Genomic DNA, 17,048 nt, shown 5'->3' with positions numbered 1-17,048 from the left:
GCAAGACTGGGTGGGTAGTGATGCCGGGGATGCCATAACCTGCGGTGCGACAGACACAACCATGCCTTTAGGATCGCAAGACGATTTCAGTCCGATGACTTCGAGTGGCGGGGCCGCATTCTTTGCCGTCTTGCGGGATGCGGCCAAGGAGCTGCTCGCGATGCACGATGTCGCGCCAAGGGTGGTGCGCTACGTCGCCAGCATGCAGAAGTGGCTGATCACGCAAGCAATCGTTGCCCTTCATTTTGAGCGAAAGCACGATGAAACGCGTCCGCCTCTTACGGCCGGGGCGCTCATCGAATTCTTTGCGGCAGAGCTGCCCTTCAGCAAGAACACGCTTACGGCCCATCTGGCCGAAATGGCGGCCTACGGCTTGCTTGTCCCGCAGGAATGCCGGGACAGGCGCGTCAGGCCAGTGCAGTTGAGCGCATATGGCGAGACGATGATTGGCCAATGGCTGGCAAGCCATCTTTCGGCCCTCGACCGGCTCGATGGAGGTGATCGGGCCTCCAGTCTAGGCAGCGACCAGCGCCTGCTTGCGCGCATCCATCCTCTGACTGTTCGGTCCCTTGTTTTTCACCCGGATTGGGCACAGCCGCCAGCGAGCGTCAACCTCTTCGTCCGCACGGAATCGGGAAGCAATATCCTGCATGAGCTCATCTGCCGGATGCCGGCCAGCCTTGAGGGCATTGATCAACAGGTCTGTCTCGGACCGCTCCCTGCAAGTGACATCTCGACCCGACACACCCTGTCGCGCGGCCATGTGCAAAGGGTATTTTCCCGGGCAAAATCGGAGGGACTTCTCGTCTGGAGCCTTCCTGGCAATCGTGGCGACTTGTTCGTCTCCCAAACCCTGCTCCGGGACTATGTCCATTGGCAGGCTATCAAGTTCCGCGCCATTTCCGTGGCCTACGGGCAGGCGCAGGAGGACTTGAACGGGAGAAGCGACGCGAGAGCGCATATCCGCGCAACTATGCTGTCGATTGCGTGAGCACCCCGGCAGAGCCGGTCTCCCTACAGACGTGAGCCCCTCAAAGCCACTGGGATGGGACGCCGATGCGGCCCTTTCGCAAACCATAAAATCGTCGATGCAGGTATGAACCCGTCTCCCGCGTACCGGAATTCATAGCCGCTGCCGTACTTGCCATAGCGCCGCACGCTTTCATGAATGACTGCTTTCCCCGAAGATCGGGACATCGAAAACGGCACGTCTCGGCATCGCGAGGCGGCGCCGGATAACCCTGGATCCTGAGGAAAGATACTATGAGCGATATCCAAGCAATCGAATTTTATTCCACTCTTCGCAAGGACGCAGAGGCACTTGGCCGTCTCGCAACTGCGTCAAACGAAGCCCAACTGATCGAGTTGATCCTGGATGAGGCTGGGGCCCGGAACATCATGTTGGATGCCTCACAGGTCAAGGCCGGTCTTGCCGATCTCGGCAGCCTCATCGGCAAAGCCGCTGGAGGCGAAGAACTTCAGGACTTCGAGCTGGAACTCGTCTCGGGCGGTATCGAATCGGCCTGGGAACAATGGGAACGCGCCAAAAAGGAGAACGCTCCGTGCAAGTAAGCTAAGCGCGCCGGCATTCAGCCCACAGCTGAAGATCGCACTGCGCCACCGCAAACCGTGGCGATGGGTGTGATCTTCGCAGTCGGGTGCGCGCTGATCGCGGCAAGGCGTGGGTCACCATGGGCACCTGCCTTTCGCAAGACACACTTCGCCCGTCGATCCTCTCAATTTGGCAAGTCGAATAATGTTGAAGGCCGCAAGGGCGAAGGTGAGCGCCGTGACCGGAAAGCCCATATCCTCAGTCATGTTCGGCCTGGTTGCCGGTATCGACGGCCTCGGCACGAGCGTTGCCTTCGCAGCGCTCGTCTTCTCCGGCACGCTTGCCGCCGGCTTCGGAGCCGGCGTCAGCGTCATGCTCTTAAGCTGCGTGATCCTCGCGGTCTACGTGTCGCTATTCAGCCGATTGCCCACCAGCGTGGCGCAGGTCCAGGAGACCAGCATCGCCATACTTGCCTCGGCTGTGGCGGCCGCGACCGGATCGATGATCGCCGCCGGTCCGGAGGAGAAGATCGCCACGGCTTTCGCAATCCTGGCTGTCAGCACACTGGCGACGGGCTCCATCTTCTACCTCTCCGGCCGCTTCCGCTTCGGCGCGTTGGTGCGCTTCCTGCCCTACCCGGTCGTGGCGGGCTTCCTCGCCGGCTCCGGCTGGCTGCTGATCGATGGCGCGCTGGTGATGATCGGCCCCGGTACCGATCCATCAAGGATCCTCCAGTCCCTCGCCGATCCCTCGGCTCTCTGCATCCTCGTCCCGGCGCTGATCTTTGCCGTGGCGCTGGCCGCCACCCTTCGTCTTTTGCCGAGCCCGATCGCGGCGCCGACCGTCATGCTGGCCGCCATCGCCCTCTTCTATGGCGCCCTTTTTCTGGCCGGCATGCCGATCGAAACGGCACGCGCGTCGGGATGGCTGCCGGCGATCTCGGACTCCGGCGGCCTTGCCCTGCCCTCTCCGCTCTGGATCGCCTCGGCCGCAGACTGGTCGGCCGTGCTGTCGGTCGCGCCGATGCTCGTTTCGCTCCCGCTCATCTCGATGACCGGCATGCTTCTCAATACGAGCGGCCTTGAGGCCGCCGTCGGTCGCGACATCGACGCGAATGCCGAACTACGCGTCGCTGGCCAGGCGAACGTGGCCGTCGGCCTCATCAGCGGCGCCTCGGGCTTCACCGGCCTCGGCATGACGCTGCTGGCGCGCCGGTTGGGGGTCACGGATCGATCCGCCGGCCTTGCAACCGCGGCCATCATGGCGCTCGCTCTCCCCTTCGCCACCGCGCTTGCCGCCGGCATCCCGCTCTTCGTCGCCGCCGGACTGATGATCATGCTCGGCTCGGAACTCCTCCATGACTGGGCGGTCGCGACGCGAAGGGCGCTGCCCCGGCTGGAGTGGGCCGTGGTGCTTTCGATCGTCGCATCGATGATGGCCTTTGGCTTCATGGCCGGCATGGCGGTGGGACTTGCCGCCTCGCTGGCAACCTTCGTCTACACCTATGCCCGGCTCCCCGTCGTCCGCCTTGCCGCGAGCGGACGGGATCGGCGCAGCCGCACCGACCGTTCGCACCTGGCAAACCGCATTCTCGACGAGAACGGCGATCTCATCCACATCCTGGAACTCCATAACTATCTCTTCTTCGGGACGATGGGACAGGTGGCCGATGCCGTGAAGCAGCGTATCGACGACGATCCGCCGCCCCGCTTCCTGATCCTCGACTTCCGACGCATCTGCGGGACGGACTCTGCCGCGGTTGCCGGCTTTTCGCGGATCTTCAGCCTGCTGGCGGCCGAAGGGATTTCGGTCACTCTCTCGTCACTTCCGCCGGCGGTGAAGACCATGCTCGGCCCTGCCCTGAGGTCCAGTCCGGGTACCGGCAGCGTGACGTTCGCCGTCGATCTGGACCACGCGCTCGAAGATTGCGAAGAGCGGTTGATCACGGCCGAATGCCACGAACATGGCGAGAGCGATGTCGCCGCCCAGTTTGTCAAGGCACTCGGCCATCATCCAAGGCTTGCCGCGCTCATCGCGGCTATGGAGCGCCTCGAACGGAAGGTGGGAGAACGGCTGATCACGGCCGGAGATGAGGCAGACGACATCTTCCTGCTGGGGCGTGGCGCGGTACGGGTACAGCTCACCCTGCCCGACGGACAAATCCTGCGCCTGCGCAGCATGACATCCGGGGCCGTGCTCGGCGAAATCTCCTTCTATCTCGGCGGAACCCGCACCGCCGACGTGTTTATTGAAAGGGAAGCGATCCTTTTCAGACTGACCCGGAAAACGCTCAAGGCTCTGGAGAAGAACGACCCGGAACTGGCCGTTCTTGCCCATCGGCTCTTCGCCCGCACCCTCGCTGATCGCCTGACGGTCGCCAATCGCATGGTTACAGTGGCGAACGCGTAAGAGCCGCATTGAAGGGATATCGTTCGTGTCGCTTGACGGGCCGCTCCTTCCAGGACGCGCCATCGGCGCAGGACTTCACTGTGTCGGCCTATGCTCGGCAAATGCTCGCGCAGTATGCTGGCGGCAATTTTCTGTGCGATGCCGATGGCTTGGTGCCTCAATCTTCAGTCGTTCGCTCGACATTCGTCGGGTGCTTCGTTCAGCTGAAACCGCCCCTTATTTCGGCGGACCAAACAGTCAATCCTGCTTTCTTGCCAGCCACGAGACCACAAGCACATCGCCGATGTTTGGCACGGATTGCCGGTTCCGTGGCATCTCCAGACAATTCGCGCATTCGAAAAAACCTAATTGTTGCAAAGCGTTGCCCTTTCACCTCAAAGGTTCTCCAGCCGTAACGGGAACATCAGAACCCACCTCAGTTGTCGACGGCGGTTTGTGTCTTCACGTTGCATTCGGAGATCGGTCGATGCGGATTGACGCCCTGACGCTCGATGGTTCGGCGGCTTTTTCTCCGTACCATCAGATCCGTTCCGCTGACGGGGTTACCGGGCTTGTGCATCACGGATGCAAATTCGAAGGACTTGAACTCTACATCATCCTCGTCGAAGCGGACCAGGACGGAAGACTAGACCTCTTGTGCGGCGCTCAGGAAGCCTCGCTTGCATGTCTCTTTGCGCTTACCGGTCACGTGTCCCTTGGCCCACTTCGGCTCGACGCAGGTTTCGGTTGGCACAGTCATGGCCCGGGCGCGGTGCATATGCACTTTCCGGCAAGGACACGCACATTGATCGCAGGTTACCGGGCTGCGGTTTCCTGCCTGGCGCGGCTGACCAATCTTCCGGCACATACGCTGGAACTCGAGCGACCCGCACTGCGCCGTACGCCGGACCTATTGGCCGCGAATCTCAACCTTCTGGCGACACCGCCCATTGCCGGCCACGGGAGCGATATCTATCGCTGGGGCAAGCTTCTGGAGATATTGGCACTGCACACGCCGACACTCGCATTTGACGAGGCGAGAGACAGTGAGGAGAGCCTCAGCGTGCGTGAGCGCGAGGCCGTTGCGCGCGCAGCACAGATACTCTCCTCCAACCTGGCCCAACCGCCTTCGCTTTCGGAACTTGCGGAGGCGGCAGGCCTGAGCCAGCGACGGCTGACGCAAGGCTTTCGCGAGAGCTACGGATCGACGATGTTCGGTTATCTGCGTGAAGCCCGCCTCTCCGCCGCACGTACGATGCTTGAGGAAACGGACATGCCTCTCAAGCAGATCGCCTTCCATGTGGGCTACGGGCATGCGAACAACTTCATCGCTGCCTATCGCGAACGCTTCGGAAGCTCTCCGCGCCGTCATGCGCGAAAACTGGCGCATGGGTGAGTGCAAAAATCCGACTTGGATAAGCGGCTACAGGACAATGTTCGCGCTCTCTCGTGCGGCCGACGCGTGGGGCCACCTGTCTTGAGCTTCCCGCTCGATCCTATCCATGATCGCGTCGTCATGCGCCGCATCGTGGTGGATCAGGACGAGCTTCTTTGCACCAGCAACTCTCGCAAGCCGCACTCCGTCTTGCCAGGTGGAGTGGCTCCATCCCTTGCGACCTTCGTCTGCTTCTGTGTAGGCAGCATCAAAAAGAACGAGATCGACGTCCTGCATCACTGCAAGTGCAGGATCGTCCGAGCCTGGCCGCACTTCGTTGTCGGTTATGTAGGCGAGGCTCTTGCCCCTCCATTCGAGACGGTAGCCGGTGCAGCCACCCGGGTGATTGAGGGGCGCGGTTCGCACCGTAACTCCATCGCCAAGAATCAAAGTTTCACCTGGGTCGAAATCGGCAAAACGAATATCAGCTGCCATCGCCGACAGTGGCACAGGGAAATAGAGCGCTGACATCTGCCTCATCAGGACCTGCCTGACACCACCATTAGCGGACATGTTGCCCGCATGCACGTGTATGCGCCAACGCGGGTCGTAACACGGCGCGAAGAATGGGAAGCCGCCAATATGGTCCCAATGGGCGTGGGACAGAAGAAGATGACAGGCTGCGGGTTCTGCTCCAGTCATACTGCGTCCCAATGGCATCAGCCCCGTACCCGCATCGAGAATGAAGCTTGTGCCTCCTATTTGCGCCTCCACGCAGGCGGTGTTCCCACCATAGCGAGCAAATGCATCGCCCGAACAGGCAATCGACCCGCGCACTCCCCAGAAAGTCACGGAAAAGGTCATCTGGTCACAATCACTTTGAGGTCGCTCGAAACACGCCATCCCAATCCTCAGGCGGCGGCTGAAGTCTCAGATCGGCAACGCGCTCAGCGTAGAGCGCGTAGAGCGTCGAGAATTCCGGATAGGTGGCGCTCAAGCGTTTCAGAAGCGCCTGGGCTTCCTTCCACGCCCGGGCGCGGTAGGCTGCGAGCATGGCGTCATGCTCCTCCGGAGGCTCTCCCAAGGTGAAGATTCGTACGGCCTCCTCTTTGCCCTTGACCGCGATCAGGTCGAGTTCCACGCCGGCAAGCCCGGTCCGGCGAAGTGTCTCCTCGCTCAACACCACCGTCACACCGTAGGTCTTCGATTGCCCCTCAAGGCGTGATGCGAGATTGACCGCGTCGCCAAGCGCAGAATAGTCAAAACGCCGTTCGGAGCCCATGTTGCCGACCACGCAGGTGCCGGTATTGAGGCCAATGCCGATCCCGAGCTTGACTGGCAGCTGCGCGTTCAGGACCTCAAGTTCGGCCATCATTCCACGCGCAGCCGCGCACGCGTGAACGGCGTGTTGAGGATCGTCGAGAGGAGCATTCCAGAAGGCCATGATACAATCGCCCATGTACTTGTCGATGGTACCGCCAGCGGCGAGGATCACGTCGCTCATCGGCGTCAGAAAGCGGTTGATGAGGCTGGTCAGCTCTTGAGGGTTTCCGCGGAAGTGCTCGGAGATAGCGGTAAAGCCCCGCACGTCACAGAACATCAGCGTAAGCTCCCGTGTCTCGCCTCCAAGGGCCAATTGCCTCGGATCAGCGGCGAGCTTCTTGACCAGTGCGGGAGAAAGGTACTGGCCGAAGGCGGCCGTGACATGCCGGCGTTCGCCCTCAACCTTCAGATAAGAGGCCAGCGACCCCGCCAGATAGACGAAAAGGCCCGCCAGACCCGGCGTCACGGGATCGAGCAGCAGTCGCTCGGCGACGTAGAGGTGCCAGGAGGCTCCACCGGCGACAAGGATTGCCGCCAACCCTGCGATCGCACCCCAGAAAGCGTTTGCATAAAACAGCAATGCCATCAGCAGAAGTCCGAGCAGCAGCGTCACCAACCACTCTGCCCCCTCCGCCCAATCCGGCCGCTGCAGGAAGGACTGCAGCAATATCTGCTCGATTGCCTGGGCATGAGCTTCGACGCCGGGCATCGTCGGATCAAGACTGGAAGCACGGATATCGTTGAGGCCGGTTGCCGAGGTGCCGATGAGCACGATATGTCCGGCAATCAGTTCCGGTGGCGCGCTTTCGGCGAGCAGTTTCCAGGCCGAAAGGTAGCGCACGCCCTCGGGACGGGAGAAGTGCATGCGCAACTCGCCGCGCGCAGTCAATGGCACGGTAAGCTCGCCGATGCGCATATCCGTGAGCGCGCCGTCTTGCGCCTTCAGCGTGTAAGAACTGGCGCCTTGTGCCACCCGAAGCAGTTCGGCAGCCAGGCTGGGGTAGAGCTTACCGCGCAAGGCATACACCATCGGCACAGCACGCACGATCAACCCGTCGGAAGGATAGAAGTCAAACGCACCTGATCCTGCCGCTGCTTCGTCCAGCTTAGGCAGATTGACGATTGCACGTTCAAATTTGGGTAGGAAGGCGGCGGGATCAGGACCCGAAAACGCAAAGCCGGCCTTCATGGCTGGTGTCGCCTGATTGGCATCCATCGACAATCCGTAACCCATCACGACGTTGCCGGCGCGCGCGATCGCATCGGCAAAACGGTCGTCGGGATCAGGCAGCCCGGCGAGCGCTTTGATGTCGGGATAGGCTTGCGCCAGGAACTTCGGGGCCGTGCGATCTTCCTCGGCAAACAGACTGTCGAAGCCGATGGCCGCCGCCCCCATTTCATCGAGCCGGTCGGTGATTTCGGCGAGCACTCGGCGGGGCCAGGGCCATTGGCCGACACGCCGAAGACTTTCGTCATCAATGTCGACGATGCGGACAGGTGCGGCTTCGAAGCTGCGCGGCTGCAGCCTTGTGTAGGCATCAAAAACCATCACCCTCGCCCGAACGAGCAGTTCACCGGGGTCGAAGGCCCTCCAGACGAGAATGAGGGTGAGCAGACAGGCAGGAGCCAGCAGAATTTTCAGGCGCGAGTACATGGAACTGACTGTGAGGACAGCTACAGGCACTGCCAATGTGATCGATCCGAAATCCATAGTTCTTGAGGCTCGCGCATAGTTTTCACGCGTTGAGCCGGGTAACGCCCGTCGCTTAAGTTGCTTGGCAATCAACCCATGTGACGGAACCTCATGCGTTTGCGCAGCCTGTTCTTGGCCCTGCTAGTGGCTACCCCCGCCGTCGCCGAAGAGGCACTCTCTGCCGCTCGGCGTTTTGAAGCGCGCCAGGATCCGGAAGGTGCAATTGCCGTCCTGGAACGGCGCCTGATCGCTGCGCCGGGCGACGCAGGCGCGCAATTGAAACTCGGACAGCTCTACGAGAGCATTCGTTCAGAGAAGGCCGCTCGGGTCTACTACGCGACAGTCGCCCGGAACGATGCGGCTCCCGCCTCGCTCAAGCGTGTTGCCCTCGATCGGCTGCGCATCATCGATCGGTCGAAGCCATGAAGCGGCACTATGTCTGCGTATCGTTGCTGCTGTGGCTCACCCAGCCAGTTGTGGCGCGTGACATCGGCACTGCGGCTGCCGTTCAACCAACAGTGATCGGTGAAGGCGAACGGATCATCCGTGTGGACGCCGCCGTGCGTGCCAATGAGCGGATCGTGACCGGAGCGGAGGGGCGCGCGCAGTTGCTTTTCGCCGACGGAAGCGCCTTCTCGATCGGTCCCGGTAGCGACGTCGTGCTCGACACCTTCGTCTACGATCCCGACCGAGGCACCGGTAAAATTGCGCTGTCGGTTACCAAAGGCGTGTTTCGTTTTGTCGGTGGCAAACTCTCCAAGGAGCAGCCGGTTACCATTTCGGCGGGCACCGCGACGATGGGAATTCGCGGCGGCATTGCCTTTCTGACGGTTCAGCCCGATCAATCGGTCTCGGCCGCCTTCCTCTATGGCGAAGAGTTGACGCTGCGCCGTAATGGGGTCACGCGTTCGACGCGTAAAAAAGGTACGGCTATCGACGCTGAGCCGGGCCACGCCCCCCGTACGGCTCGACCCCTCTCCCCCATCGAGATCGATGATCTTCTCTGCCAGTTCGATCGCGGACCGAAGAAGACCGATCAATTGGCGGAGATACCGATCGATCGCAGCAAGTTGCCTGCGAGATAAACCTTCATGTCCCGACAGATCTTTCGTCAGGCGGCCCTTGACCGCCTTTCCTCCCCTGAACAGTTGGACACGGCGCTCCCACTGGTGAATGCCAGAGGATGGGCCGGCATCACCGTCTTGGGCTTCCTCATTCTATGCGCCTTGTTGTGGGGCATCTTCGGCTCCTTGCCGTCCAATATCTCGGGCAAGGGAATTCTGGTCGTGCGTGAGGGACGCGTACAGGAAGCGATGACGCTGGCATCCGGCGTCCTCACGGAGATAGTGGCGGCTCAAGGTCAAATCGTCTCCAAGGGACAGGTGGTCGCCCGAATTGAACAGGCTGGCAGCGAACGCCAGTTGCTGAACCTGGATCAGGAGATCGAGGAGAAGCGGGGGGAGCTCGCCCGGCGGCAAGCCTTGTTCCTGGCCGAAATGCGTAGCCGCGAGGCCATCAAGACCGAACAGGAAGAGGCTCTTCGTACCAACCTGGATGCCTCCCGTCAGCACGCAGAGTGGCTGGCGAAGTCGATGCCCGGTATCGAGAAGCTTCAAACCCAAGGCGTCGTGTCGGCTCGCGGCCTTCAGGATCAGCGCGTGTCCCTCGCCAACGCTCAAAAGCAGGTGAGCGACGTCGAACTCGCGCTTTCCAAGCTTGATAGCGAACTCGCCGAACTCCGGCTTTCTCGCGAAACCGCCTTGAAGGAGCTTGAGGCTGCCTACAACGATGCGATCCGGCGCAGGGCCCTGACCGAGGCGCGAATGCAGCAGGAAAATCTTGTGACTGCACCCGTTGCAGGGCGCGTGGTGGCGGTCAAGCAAGCGGCGGGATCCGTCGTCGCGGCCGGAGCGCAAATCGTTTCGATCGAGACGAACGGGGGCGGGCTGGAAGCCCTCGTCTTCCTGCCGACTGCCGACGGCAAGAAGGTGGTTGCGGGAATGAAAGCTCGCATCACGCCCGATGCCGTGCGCAAGGAAGAATGGGGCAGCATCCGTGGCGAGGTCCTGGAGCGCTCCGACTATCCGGTCGCGGCGAACGGATTGGAAGCCTGGCTGTCCAATCAGGCGCTGGTCCAGCAATTGGCGGCTGGGAGCCAACCTTACATAGCCCGACTGAACCTTCAGGTTGGCGAGGACGGTCGATGGCTATGGACCTCGGGCAAGACGCCGCCCCTCACCATTACCTCAGGCACCACCGTCGCATCCGAGATCACTTACGAGCGTCGTCGTCCGGTCGATCTGGTGCTCCCCGCACTGCGTAAATGGATGAGCGTGGAGCCATGAGGCGATGGCTGGTCAACGGGAAGCGCGCCAACACCGGACTGACCGCGAGGACACCGACTATCCTGCAGATGGAGGCTGTCGAGTGTGGCGCCGCCTCGCTTGCGATGGTGCTGGCACACCACGGATGCTGGGTACCACTGGAACTGTTGCGGGAAGAATGCGGGGTCGCTCGCGACGGCACCAATGCGGGTAACATTCTCAAGGCCGCGCGCCGCCACGGCTTCACCGCCAAAGGCTTCCGCAAGGAAGTTGGCCAGCTGCCAGAGATCCGAACACCGGCCATCTTCCATTGGAACTTCAATCATTTCGTTGTGTTCGAAGGCATAAAGCGCGGCAAGTATGTCATCAACGATCCGGCTCAAGGGCGGCGCGTTCTTTCGCGTGAGGAAGTGGACGCGGCTTTCACCGGTGTGTTGCTTGCCTTCGAGCCGGGTCCCGACTTCGTGCGGAAAGGCGCTCCGTCGAAGCTCCTACCCATGCTGAGCGCACGCCTCGCTGGTGCTCGAGACGGACTGTCAATGGTGCTTCTTGCAAGCCTTCTGCTGGCGATCCCGGGTCTCGTCATTCCTGCCTTCTCCAAGGTTCTTGTCGACGACATCTTCGGCAGGCAGGCACAAAGCTGGCTTGCCCCATTGCTCCTTGCCATGGGACTGACGGCTCTTATCCGCGGCGGGCTCACCTTTGTGCAGCAGTTTTACCTCGCGCGGCTGGAAGCCAAGCTCGCGGCCATAGCATCGTCCCGCTACTTCGAACGTTTGCTCCATCTCCCGCTTGCATTCTTCCTGCAGCGTCAGCCAGGTGACCTGATGAACCGGGTCGAGGCAGGGGAGCGCATGGCACGGCTCCTTTCAGGTGATCTTGCCACAAGCGCTTTCAATCTGATCTCAGTCATCTTCTTCAGCGCGGCCATGCTGCTCTACGATCCCGTTCTGGCGGGATTGGCAATCTGGCTCTCGGCCGCAAACGGTGTTGCCATCTGGTTCAACACCACGCGCGCCGAAGAGGATAGCGCCGCTGTCGCCTCCGCGGCTGGAAAGTTGCAAGGGGCAACGGTAGGCACGCTTTCGGCGATCGAGACGCTCAAGGCAAACGGCGAGGAGAACGACGCATTTGCTACCTGGTCCGGCTACCAAGCCAATGCGCTCAAGACCGTCCAGAGGCAGATGGCCGCGTCGCAACTCATCCAGGTCATCCCGAAACTTCTCTCGGGTCTCACCACCGCGCTCGTTTTGATGTTGGGCGCGTTTCGGGTCATGGAAGGCGCGATGACCGCAGGCGACCTCGTCGCGTTCCAGACATTGCTTGGAAGCTTCGCCACGCCGATCGCACGCTTGACGCAGCTGTCCACGCAGGTGCAAGCCGCCAAGGCCGATCTTTCCAAGCTCGAGGACGCCTTCCGCTATCCCCTTCCCGAACCGTCCTCACCCGTCAGATTGACCGCAGCGCCGCAGGGGCGGCTGACGATCGAAAACATCTCCTTCGGCTACGCTCCCTTGTCGGCACCGATATTGGACAATTTCTCGCTCGACCTCCATCCCGGAACACGCGTCGCCTTGGTGGGAGGGTCCGGCTCCGGCAAGAGCACCGTCGGGCGTTTGGCAGCCGGCCTTACGGCCCCGTGGACAGGCAAGATCTGCGTTGACGGTCATCCGCTGGCAACCCTCGACGCAGCAACAAAGGTTGGGCTCATGGCCTATGTCGATCAGGACATTTTTCTGTTTGATGGAACAGTGCGTGACAATCTTACGCTTTGGGATGACACGCTCTCCGACGATGTCTTGATGGAAGCGTTGAGCGACGCCGAACTGCTCGCGGAGGTCATGGCACGTGGCGGGCTTGAGGCGCGCGTCCTCGAGGGTGGAATGAACTTCTCAGGTGGCCAGCGACAACGGCTGGAGATCGCCCGCGCGCTCACCCGCAACAGCCGCCTCCTCGTTCTCGACGAAGCCACCTCAGCGCTCGACGCTCTTACGGAAGAAATCGTCGACGCCAATCTTAGACGACGCGGCTGCGCCTGCCTCGTCATCGCTCATCGACTTTCCACAATCCGAGACTGCGAGGAGATCCTGGTTCTGGAGCGTGGGCGTGTCATAGAGCGGGGAAGTCATGACCGGCTCATGGCGCTTGCAGGTGCTTATGCGGACCTGGTTCGGAGCCAGTAATCATGTCGATCGCCAATCTCGCCGCCGCCGTCATCGATGGTCCTGCGCCGCCGCAGGGAGTGGCCGGAGCGCTCCTCGCCTCCATCGGCGTCGCGATGCCACCCCGGGCACGCGGCAGTGCCTCGGAGATCCTCGCCTGCGCTGGGATCCGCCTTCGCACCGTTCAGTTGCGCCAAGGCTGGCAGACAAGTTCACAAGGCGTCATGCTGGCGCACTTGCGCAAGCAGGAGGTGGCCCTTGTTCCCGGGAGCTTTTCCGGATACCGCATGGTCACGACGGAAGGTTCGTATCCGGTCACGATGGCTCTCGCCGAAGAACTGGAGGGCGAGGCCTACCTGCTGCACGCCCCCCTTCCGGACGGCGCCCGGGAATGGCGTGCGCTTGTGCAGTTTGCAACCTCAGGCAGCAAAGCCGACGGGCTTCACATTGCAGCACTTGCGACGGCGGGCGCGTTGCTTGCTTTGCTGCTGCCGATCGTCACGCAACAGATGTTCAATAACGCCATTCCCCAGGCGGATGTCTCATCGATCGCACAGATCGGCTTCCTGCTGCTTGCCGCCGCTCTCGGCAGCGCCGCGTTCGCCGCGCTTCAGGGATGGGCGGCCTTGAAGGTAGAAGGGCGGCTCGATCCTCGTGCGCAGACGGCTCTGTTCGACCGACTGTTGCGGCTTTCGCCACGGTTTTTCAAGAGTTTCACCATCGGTGACCTGACGACGAGAGCTCTCAGCATACAACGGGCTCGCGCGATTGCTTCGACCTCGGTGTTTCAGGTGCTCATGGGAGCAGCGACCGGAATACCGAGCCTCATGCTCTTGTTTTTTTATGACGCAAGACTTGCCGCCGTTGCAGTTCTGCTCGCCGCGTTCGGCGCGCTGACCTTGACAGCGATTGCCCGCCGGCAGATCAAGGCTGGCGAAGCGGTGGTGGAGAACGGCGTTAGCGGCCTGACACTGCAAATGCTTTGCGGAATGGCAAAACTTCGGGCAGGACAGGCCGAAGAGCGGGCTTTCAGCGTCTGGCTTTCGCACTATGCAAAGCTCCTGCGTTTACGGCACAAGGAGCTTGCCTGGGGTAACCTCACGGAAGTGTTCTCCAATAGCTACCCGCTCCTCGCAAATCTCATCGTCTACAGCCTTGCGGCCTACTTCCTGAAGCAATCGCTTGCCGAGGGAGGTGCCGCAAAGGCGATGAGCGCCGGCACCTTGATTGCCTTTTCGACGGCCTTTGGCCAATTCATGGAGGCTTTGACCTCCACCGCGCTTTCAGCGACCCAACTGCTTTCCGCTTTGCCTCACCTCGCACGCGCCAAGCCCATTCTCGAGGCCCAACCCGAAGCCACCAGCTCGGCGCGCGACGTCGGCAAGCTCGAGGGCACCATCAGCCTTAACGCGGTGTCTTTCCGTTACACGCCACAGACGCCGCTTGTGCTCGATCGCTTGAGTCTCGACATCCGGCCCGGGAGCTTCGTCGCAGTTGTCGGGGCTTCCGGCAGCGGAAAGTCGACCCTGTTGAGATTGCTGATGGCATTCGACGTGCCCGAAGGCGGCGACATTCTTTACGACAATCAGCCACTTGCAACCTTGCGCGCGGAGACTGTGCGCCGACAGATCGGCGTTGTGCTGCAGCACGGTCAGGTCCTTTCCGGAACCATCCTGTCCAACATCGTCGGCGCCAGCGGGCGTGGAATTGATGAAGCCCGCCGCGCCGCGGCGATGGCGGGTCTTGATCGCGACATCGACGCGATGCCGATGGGCTATCACACCGTAATGCAGGCCGGCGGGGCAAGCCTTTCCGGAGGACAGCGCCAGCGGCTCTTGATCGCCCGGGCGCTGGTCAACAAGCCTGCCGTGCTGTTGCTCGACGAGGCTTCGAGCGCTCTCGACAACGTTACTCAGGCCTTGGTGATGGAGACACTGGCCAGCCTTTCCGCAACGCGGATCATGGTGGCACACCGCCTCTCCACCATCAGGCGAGCGGATCGAATTCTCGTCATGGAGCGCGGTCGGCTGGTTGAGGATGGTGCCTATGACGATCTCATGCGCAAGGATGGCGCCTTCGCTCGCCTTGCGCAGCGACAACAGCTTTGAGGACAGCAGCATGCGAAAGGTACTTTATATTCTTGGCCAACTCACCGATGAGGATGTGGAATGGCTGGCCCGGTCGGGCGAGAAGCGCTCGCTGTCGGCCGACCATGTGCTGATTGCCGAGGGCGAAGCTGTGCCCGCCCTTTTTGTCCTGCTTGCCGGTGAACTGGATGTGGAGGTCCGCGGCATTGGCCAAGTGGCGCGGTTGCTGCCCGGCGAAGTCGTTGGCGAGATGAGCTTCATCGACAGAGCTGCGCCTTCAGCTTCGGTCGTTGCACGCGGACCCGCGCAGGTTCTCTCCGTCGCCAAGGCTGCAATCGAAGCCCATATCGATCGGGACCCGGCCTTCGGGATGCGCTTTTATCGTGCGCTCGCCACCTTCCTTTCCGATCGCCTGCGGGGCACAGTCAAACGGCTCGGCTACGGCGACAAGGCGGTCAGTATTGCCGAGGAAACAGCCGACGAGCTGGACGACGCTGTGCTCGACGGCCTGTCTCTGGCTGGAGAACGGTTCAACCGCATGATGGAAATGTTGAAGGCCTGATCGTCCTGCACATCCGTCGGTCCGAGGTCGCTTCGGACCTTATGTCGACCTGCCGAAACCGACCGCGAGATCCGGTCGAAACGAGCTCCGCGTGGCCCGTCACAAACGACGAGCGCCGCGGACTTGGTAAACAGGTCCGCGGCTTCGGTACAAACAATCCGTGCAAAACTGGCACCGACTAGACGTCAGAGAAGCAGGAGTAGTAGGTCAGCCTCGCTTCGGAGTCGACACATAGGGGCGACCACATGAATCCGTCGGGCCACGAACCTGGTCGTAGCCCCCGGAGACAATCTCCAGTTCCATTTCCGTAAGTTCGTCGCCACCAGCGACCTGTTGAACGATGGCGCCGAGGTCGGAAAGACCGGCCCTCACAAGTTCCTTTGAGGGAGCAAAACCACGCTTTTTGGCTTCATCCATAATCAGTTCGATGAGTTCGGACTCGCTTGCCGCCTTCGCCAGGCGATCGAGTGTTTCGCGATCCTTGCGGATCGCAGAATAGAATTGAACGGTCTGTGTATCGGTCATTTGCACATTCCTTGCGAGTGGAGGCTTAAGCTTGCGCAGCAGCCAGTGAGGTCTCTTACTTGCAGCCGGTGCCCGAGCGCCGGCCGCCCTCGTCGAAGAGAACAAAGGAGCTGAAGGAGACCCCGCCGGAGACGATTTCCAATTCCACTTCGCTGAGTTCATCTCCTTTCGACGTCTCCTCGATAATCATCGGCAAATTATCGAGCCCATTCTTGACGAGCTCGACCGTCGGATCGAAGCCGAGCGCCTTTGCCTCATCGAGGATCCGTTCAATGAGTTCGGTTTCGCTCGCTGCCTGGCCAAGACGGGCGAGCACCGCCGGTTCCTTGCGGATTGCGGCATAAAATCTGACGGACTGTGGTTCAATCATTGTCGTTCCTTTCTGCTGCCACCTTGGAGCAGTATCGGTCACACGTGCCCGACTGGCCCCGAAGCCACGGCACCTTCGCAGGCGGATGTTCGGACGTTCGATCGCCGGAGGAGACGCGGTCGCGGTCTCAGCGCCTCCTCCGCCAGGTCACTTGCAACTTAGCGTTTGGGTCGTTCTGTGCTCGCGGAAGGTTGAGAACATGGTGCCGCCGGAAACGATCTCGAGTTCAAGCTCCGTCAGTTCTTCACCGCTTGCCGCTTCCTTCACGAGAGTGCCGAGATCCGCAAGCCCAGCACGAACGAGATCCGCCGTCAGCGCAAATCCACGCGCGCGCGCTTCGTCCATGATGAGTTCGATGAGCTCGGCTTCGCTCGTCGCCTGCCGGAGCCGCGACAAAGCCTCGGCGTCGCCGCGGATTGCGGCATAGAAGCGAACATTATCGCTATTCGTCATATCTGGATCCTTTCTCAGATCGCTCGGCTTTGTTGCCGATCGCCGTGATCATTGGCGATGATCCGCACCATGGAAAGAACGGAGCGCTATGGCATTCGGGCAGCGGCTATGGAAATCGCAGCATGGTGAGCATCATTCATAGTCGTGCGCGACCATTCATAGTTCGGTCGGCAGGACGTGCCTGTCGCGGCGCCCCTATGATTGCGGAAAGCCCTCCGTACTCGCGTGGTTGTC

General features: G+C 61.3%; 15 protein-coding genes. 10 read left to right on the top strand and 5 right to left on the bottom strand.

The features are described 5' to 3' along the window. Positions 1-61: 61 nt before the first annotated feature. From C1A35_RS25250 to C1A35_RS25235, 4 genes are all read left to right on the top strand, one after another. Entirely contained in the window at positions 62-991 is a 930-nt protein-coding gene (locus tag C1A35_RS25250; protein ID WP_210202585.1) for a hypothetical protein, read from the top strand. Between the two features lie 272 nt (positions 992-1,263). Further along, positions 1,264-1,572, top strand: a complete 309-nt coding sequence (locus C1A35_RS25245; protein WP_104667010.1) for a hypothetical protein — start codon at positions 1,264-1,266, stop codon at positions 1,570-1,572. A 217-nt stretch (positions 1,573-1,789) separates the two neighbouring features. Further along, positions 1,790-3,961: a SulP family inorganic anion transporter gene (locus tag C1A35_RS25240; protein WP_199773017.1), complete on the top strand. Its 2,172-nt coding sequence runs from the start codon at positions 1,790-1,792 to the stop codon at positions 3,959-3,961. A 466-nt stretch (positions 3,962-4,427) separates the two neighbouring features. Further along, positions 4,428-5,336 (top strand): AraC family transcriptional regulator, encoded by a 909-nt coding sequence (locus C1A35_RS25235; protein ID WP_158665166.1) that lies wholly within the window; start codon positions 4,428-4,430, stop codon positions 5,334-5,336. 27 nt (positions 5,337-5,363) lie between these two features. On the opposite strand, the gene C1A35_RS25230 is transcribed toward C1A35_RS25235, so the two are convergent. Together C1A35_RS25230 and C1A35_RS25225 are read right to left on the bottom strand one after the other, a co-directional pair. Then, positions 5,364-6,179: an MBL fold metallo-hydrolase gene (locus tag C1A35_RS25230; RefSeq protein ID WP_104667109.1), complete on the bottom strand. Its 816-nt coding sequence runs from the start codon at positions 6,177-6,179 to the stop codon at positions 5,364-5,366. Between the two features lie 10 nt (positions 6,180-6,189). Further along, positions 6,190-8,424: a CHASE2 domain-containing protein gene (locus C1A35_RS25225; protein WP_158665165.1), complete on the bottom strand. Its 2,235-nt coding sequence runs from the start codon at positions 8,422-8,424 to the stop codon at positions 6,190-6,192. 24 nt (positions 8,425-8,448) lie between these two features. Here C1A35_RS25225 and C1A35_RS25220 point away from each other — a divergent pair, with 24 nt between their 5' ends. From C1A35_RS25220 to C1A35_RS25195, 6 genes are read left to right on the top strand one after another with little or no spacing between them, the layout of a single operon-like run. Beyond that, a complete protein-coding gene (locus C1A35_RS25220) occupies positions 8,449-8,757 on the top strand; it encodes a tetratricopeptide repeat protein (RefSeq protein WP_158665164.1) in 309 nt (102 codons plus the stop codon). Then, positions 8,754-9,416, top strand: coding sequence for a FecR family protein (locus tag C1A35_RS25215; protein WP_104667005.1), 663 nt, complete (start codon positions 8,754-8,756; stop codon positions 9,414-9,416). Before C1A35_RS25220 ends, C1A35_RS25215 begins: the two co-directional genes overlap by 4 nt. Before the next feature lie 6 nt (positions 9,417-9,422). Then, entirely contained in the window at positions 9,423-10,676 is a 1,254-nt protein-coding gene (locus C1A35_RS25210) for an NHLP bacteriocin system secretion protein (protein ID WP_104667004.1), read from the top strand. Beyond that, on the top strand, positions 10,673-12,838 hold the full coding sequence (locus tag C1A35_RS25205) for an NHLP family bacteriocin export ABC transporter peptidase/permease/ATPase subunit (RefSeq protein ID WP_104667003.1): 2,166 nt from the start codon (positions 10,673-10,675) through the stop codon (positions 12,836-12,838). Before C1A35_RS25210 ends, C1A35_RS25205 begins: the two co-directional genes overlap by 4 nt. A gap of 2 nt (positions 12,839-12,840) precedes the next feature. Further along, positions 12,841-14,925 carry an NHLP bacteriocin export ABC transporter permease/ATPase subunit gene (locus C1A35_RS25200; RefSeq protein ID WP_104667002.1) on the top strand — a complete coding sequence of 695 codons (2,085 nt, stop codon included), beginning with the start codon at positions 12,841-12,843 and terminating at the stop codon, positions 14,923-14,925. After that, complete coding sequence (locus C1A35_RS25195; RefSeq protein ID WP_234823002.1) at positions 14,903-15,466, top strand: cyclic nucleotide-binding domain-containing protein; 564 nt, start codon at positions 14,903-14,905, stop codon at positions 15,464-15,466. The genes C1A35_RS25200 and C1A35_RS25195 overlap by 23 nt, the downstream gene beginning before the upstream one ends. 207 nt (positions 15,467-15,673) lie before the next feature. Here C1A35_RS25195 and C1A35_RS25190 read toward each other — a convergent pair whose 3' ends face one another. From C1A35_RS25190 to C1A35_RS25180, 3 genes are all read right to left on the bottom strand, one after another. Further along, positions 15,674-15,991: a hypothetical protein gene (locus tag C1A35_RS25190; protein WP_104667001.1), complete on the bottom strand. Its 318-nt coding sequence runs from the start codon at positions 15,989-15,991 to the stop codon at positions 15,674-15,676. Between the two features lie 55 nt (positions 15,992-16,046). Then, a complete protein-coding gene (locus C1A35_RS25185) occupies positions 16,047-16,361 on the bottom strand; it encodes a hypothetical protein (protein ID WP_104667000.1) in 315 nt (104 codons plus the stop codon). A 147-nt stretch (positions 16,362-16,508) separates the two neighbouring features. Then, on the bottom strand, positions 16,509-16,814 hold the full coding sequence (locus tag C1A35_RS25180; protein WP_104666999.1) for a hypothetical protein: 306 nt from the start codon (positions 16,812-16,814) through the stop codon (positions 16,509-16,511). Between the last annotated feature and the right edge of the window lie 234 nt (positions 16,815-17,048).

The organism is Ensifer adhaerens (genome assembly GCF_002940685.1).
GTDB lineage: Bacteria > Pseudomonadota > Alphaproteobacteria > Rhizobiales > Rhizobiaceae > Ensifer > Ensifer adhaerens_E.
The sequence above is the reverse complement of the archived record's forward strand: the minus strand, read 5'-3'. Positions and strand labels throughout refer to the sequence as shown.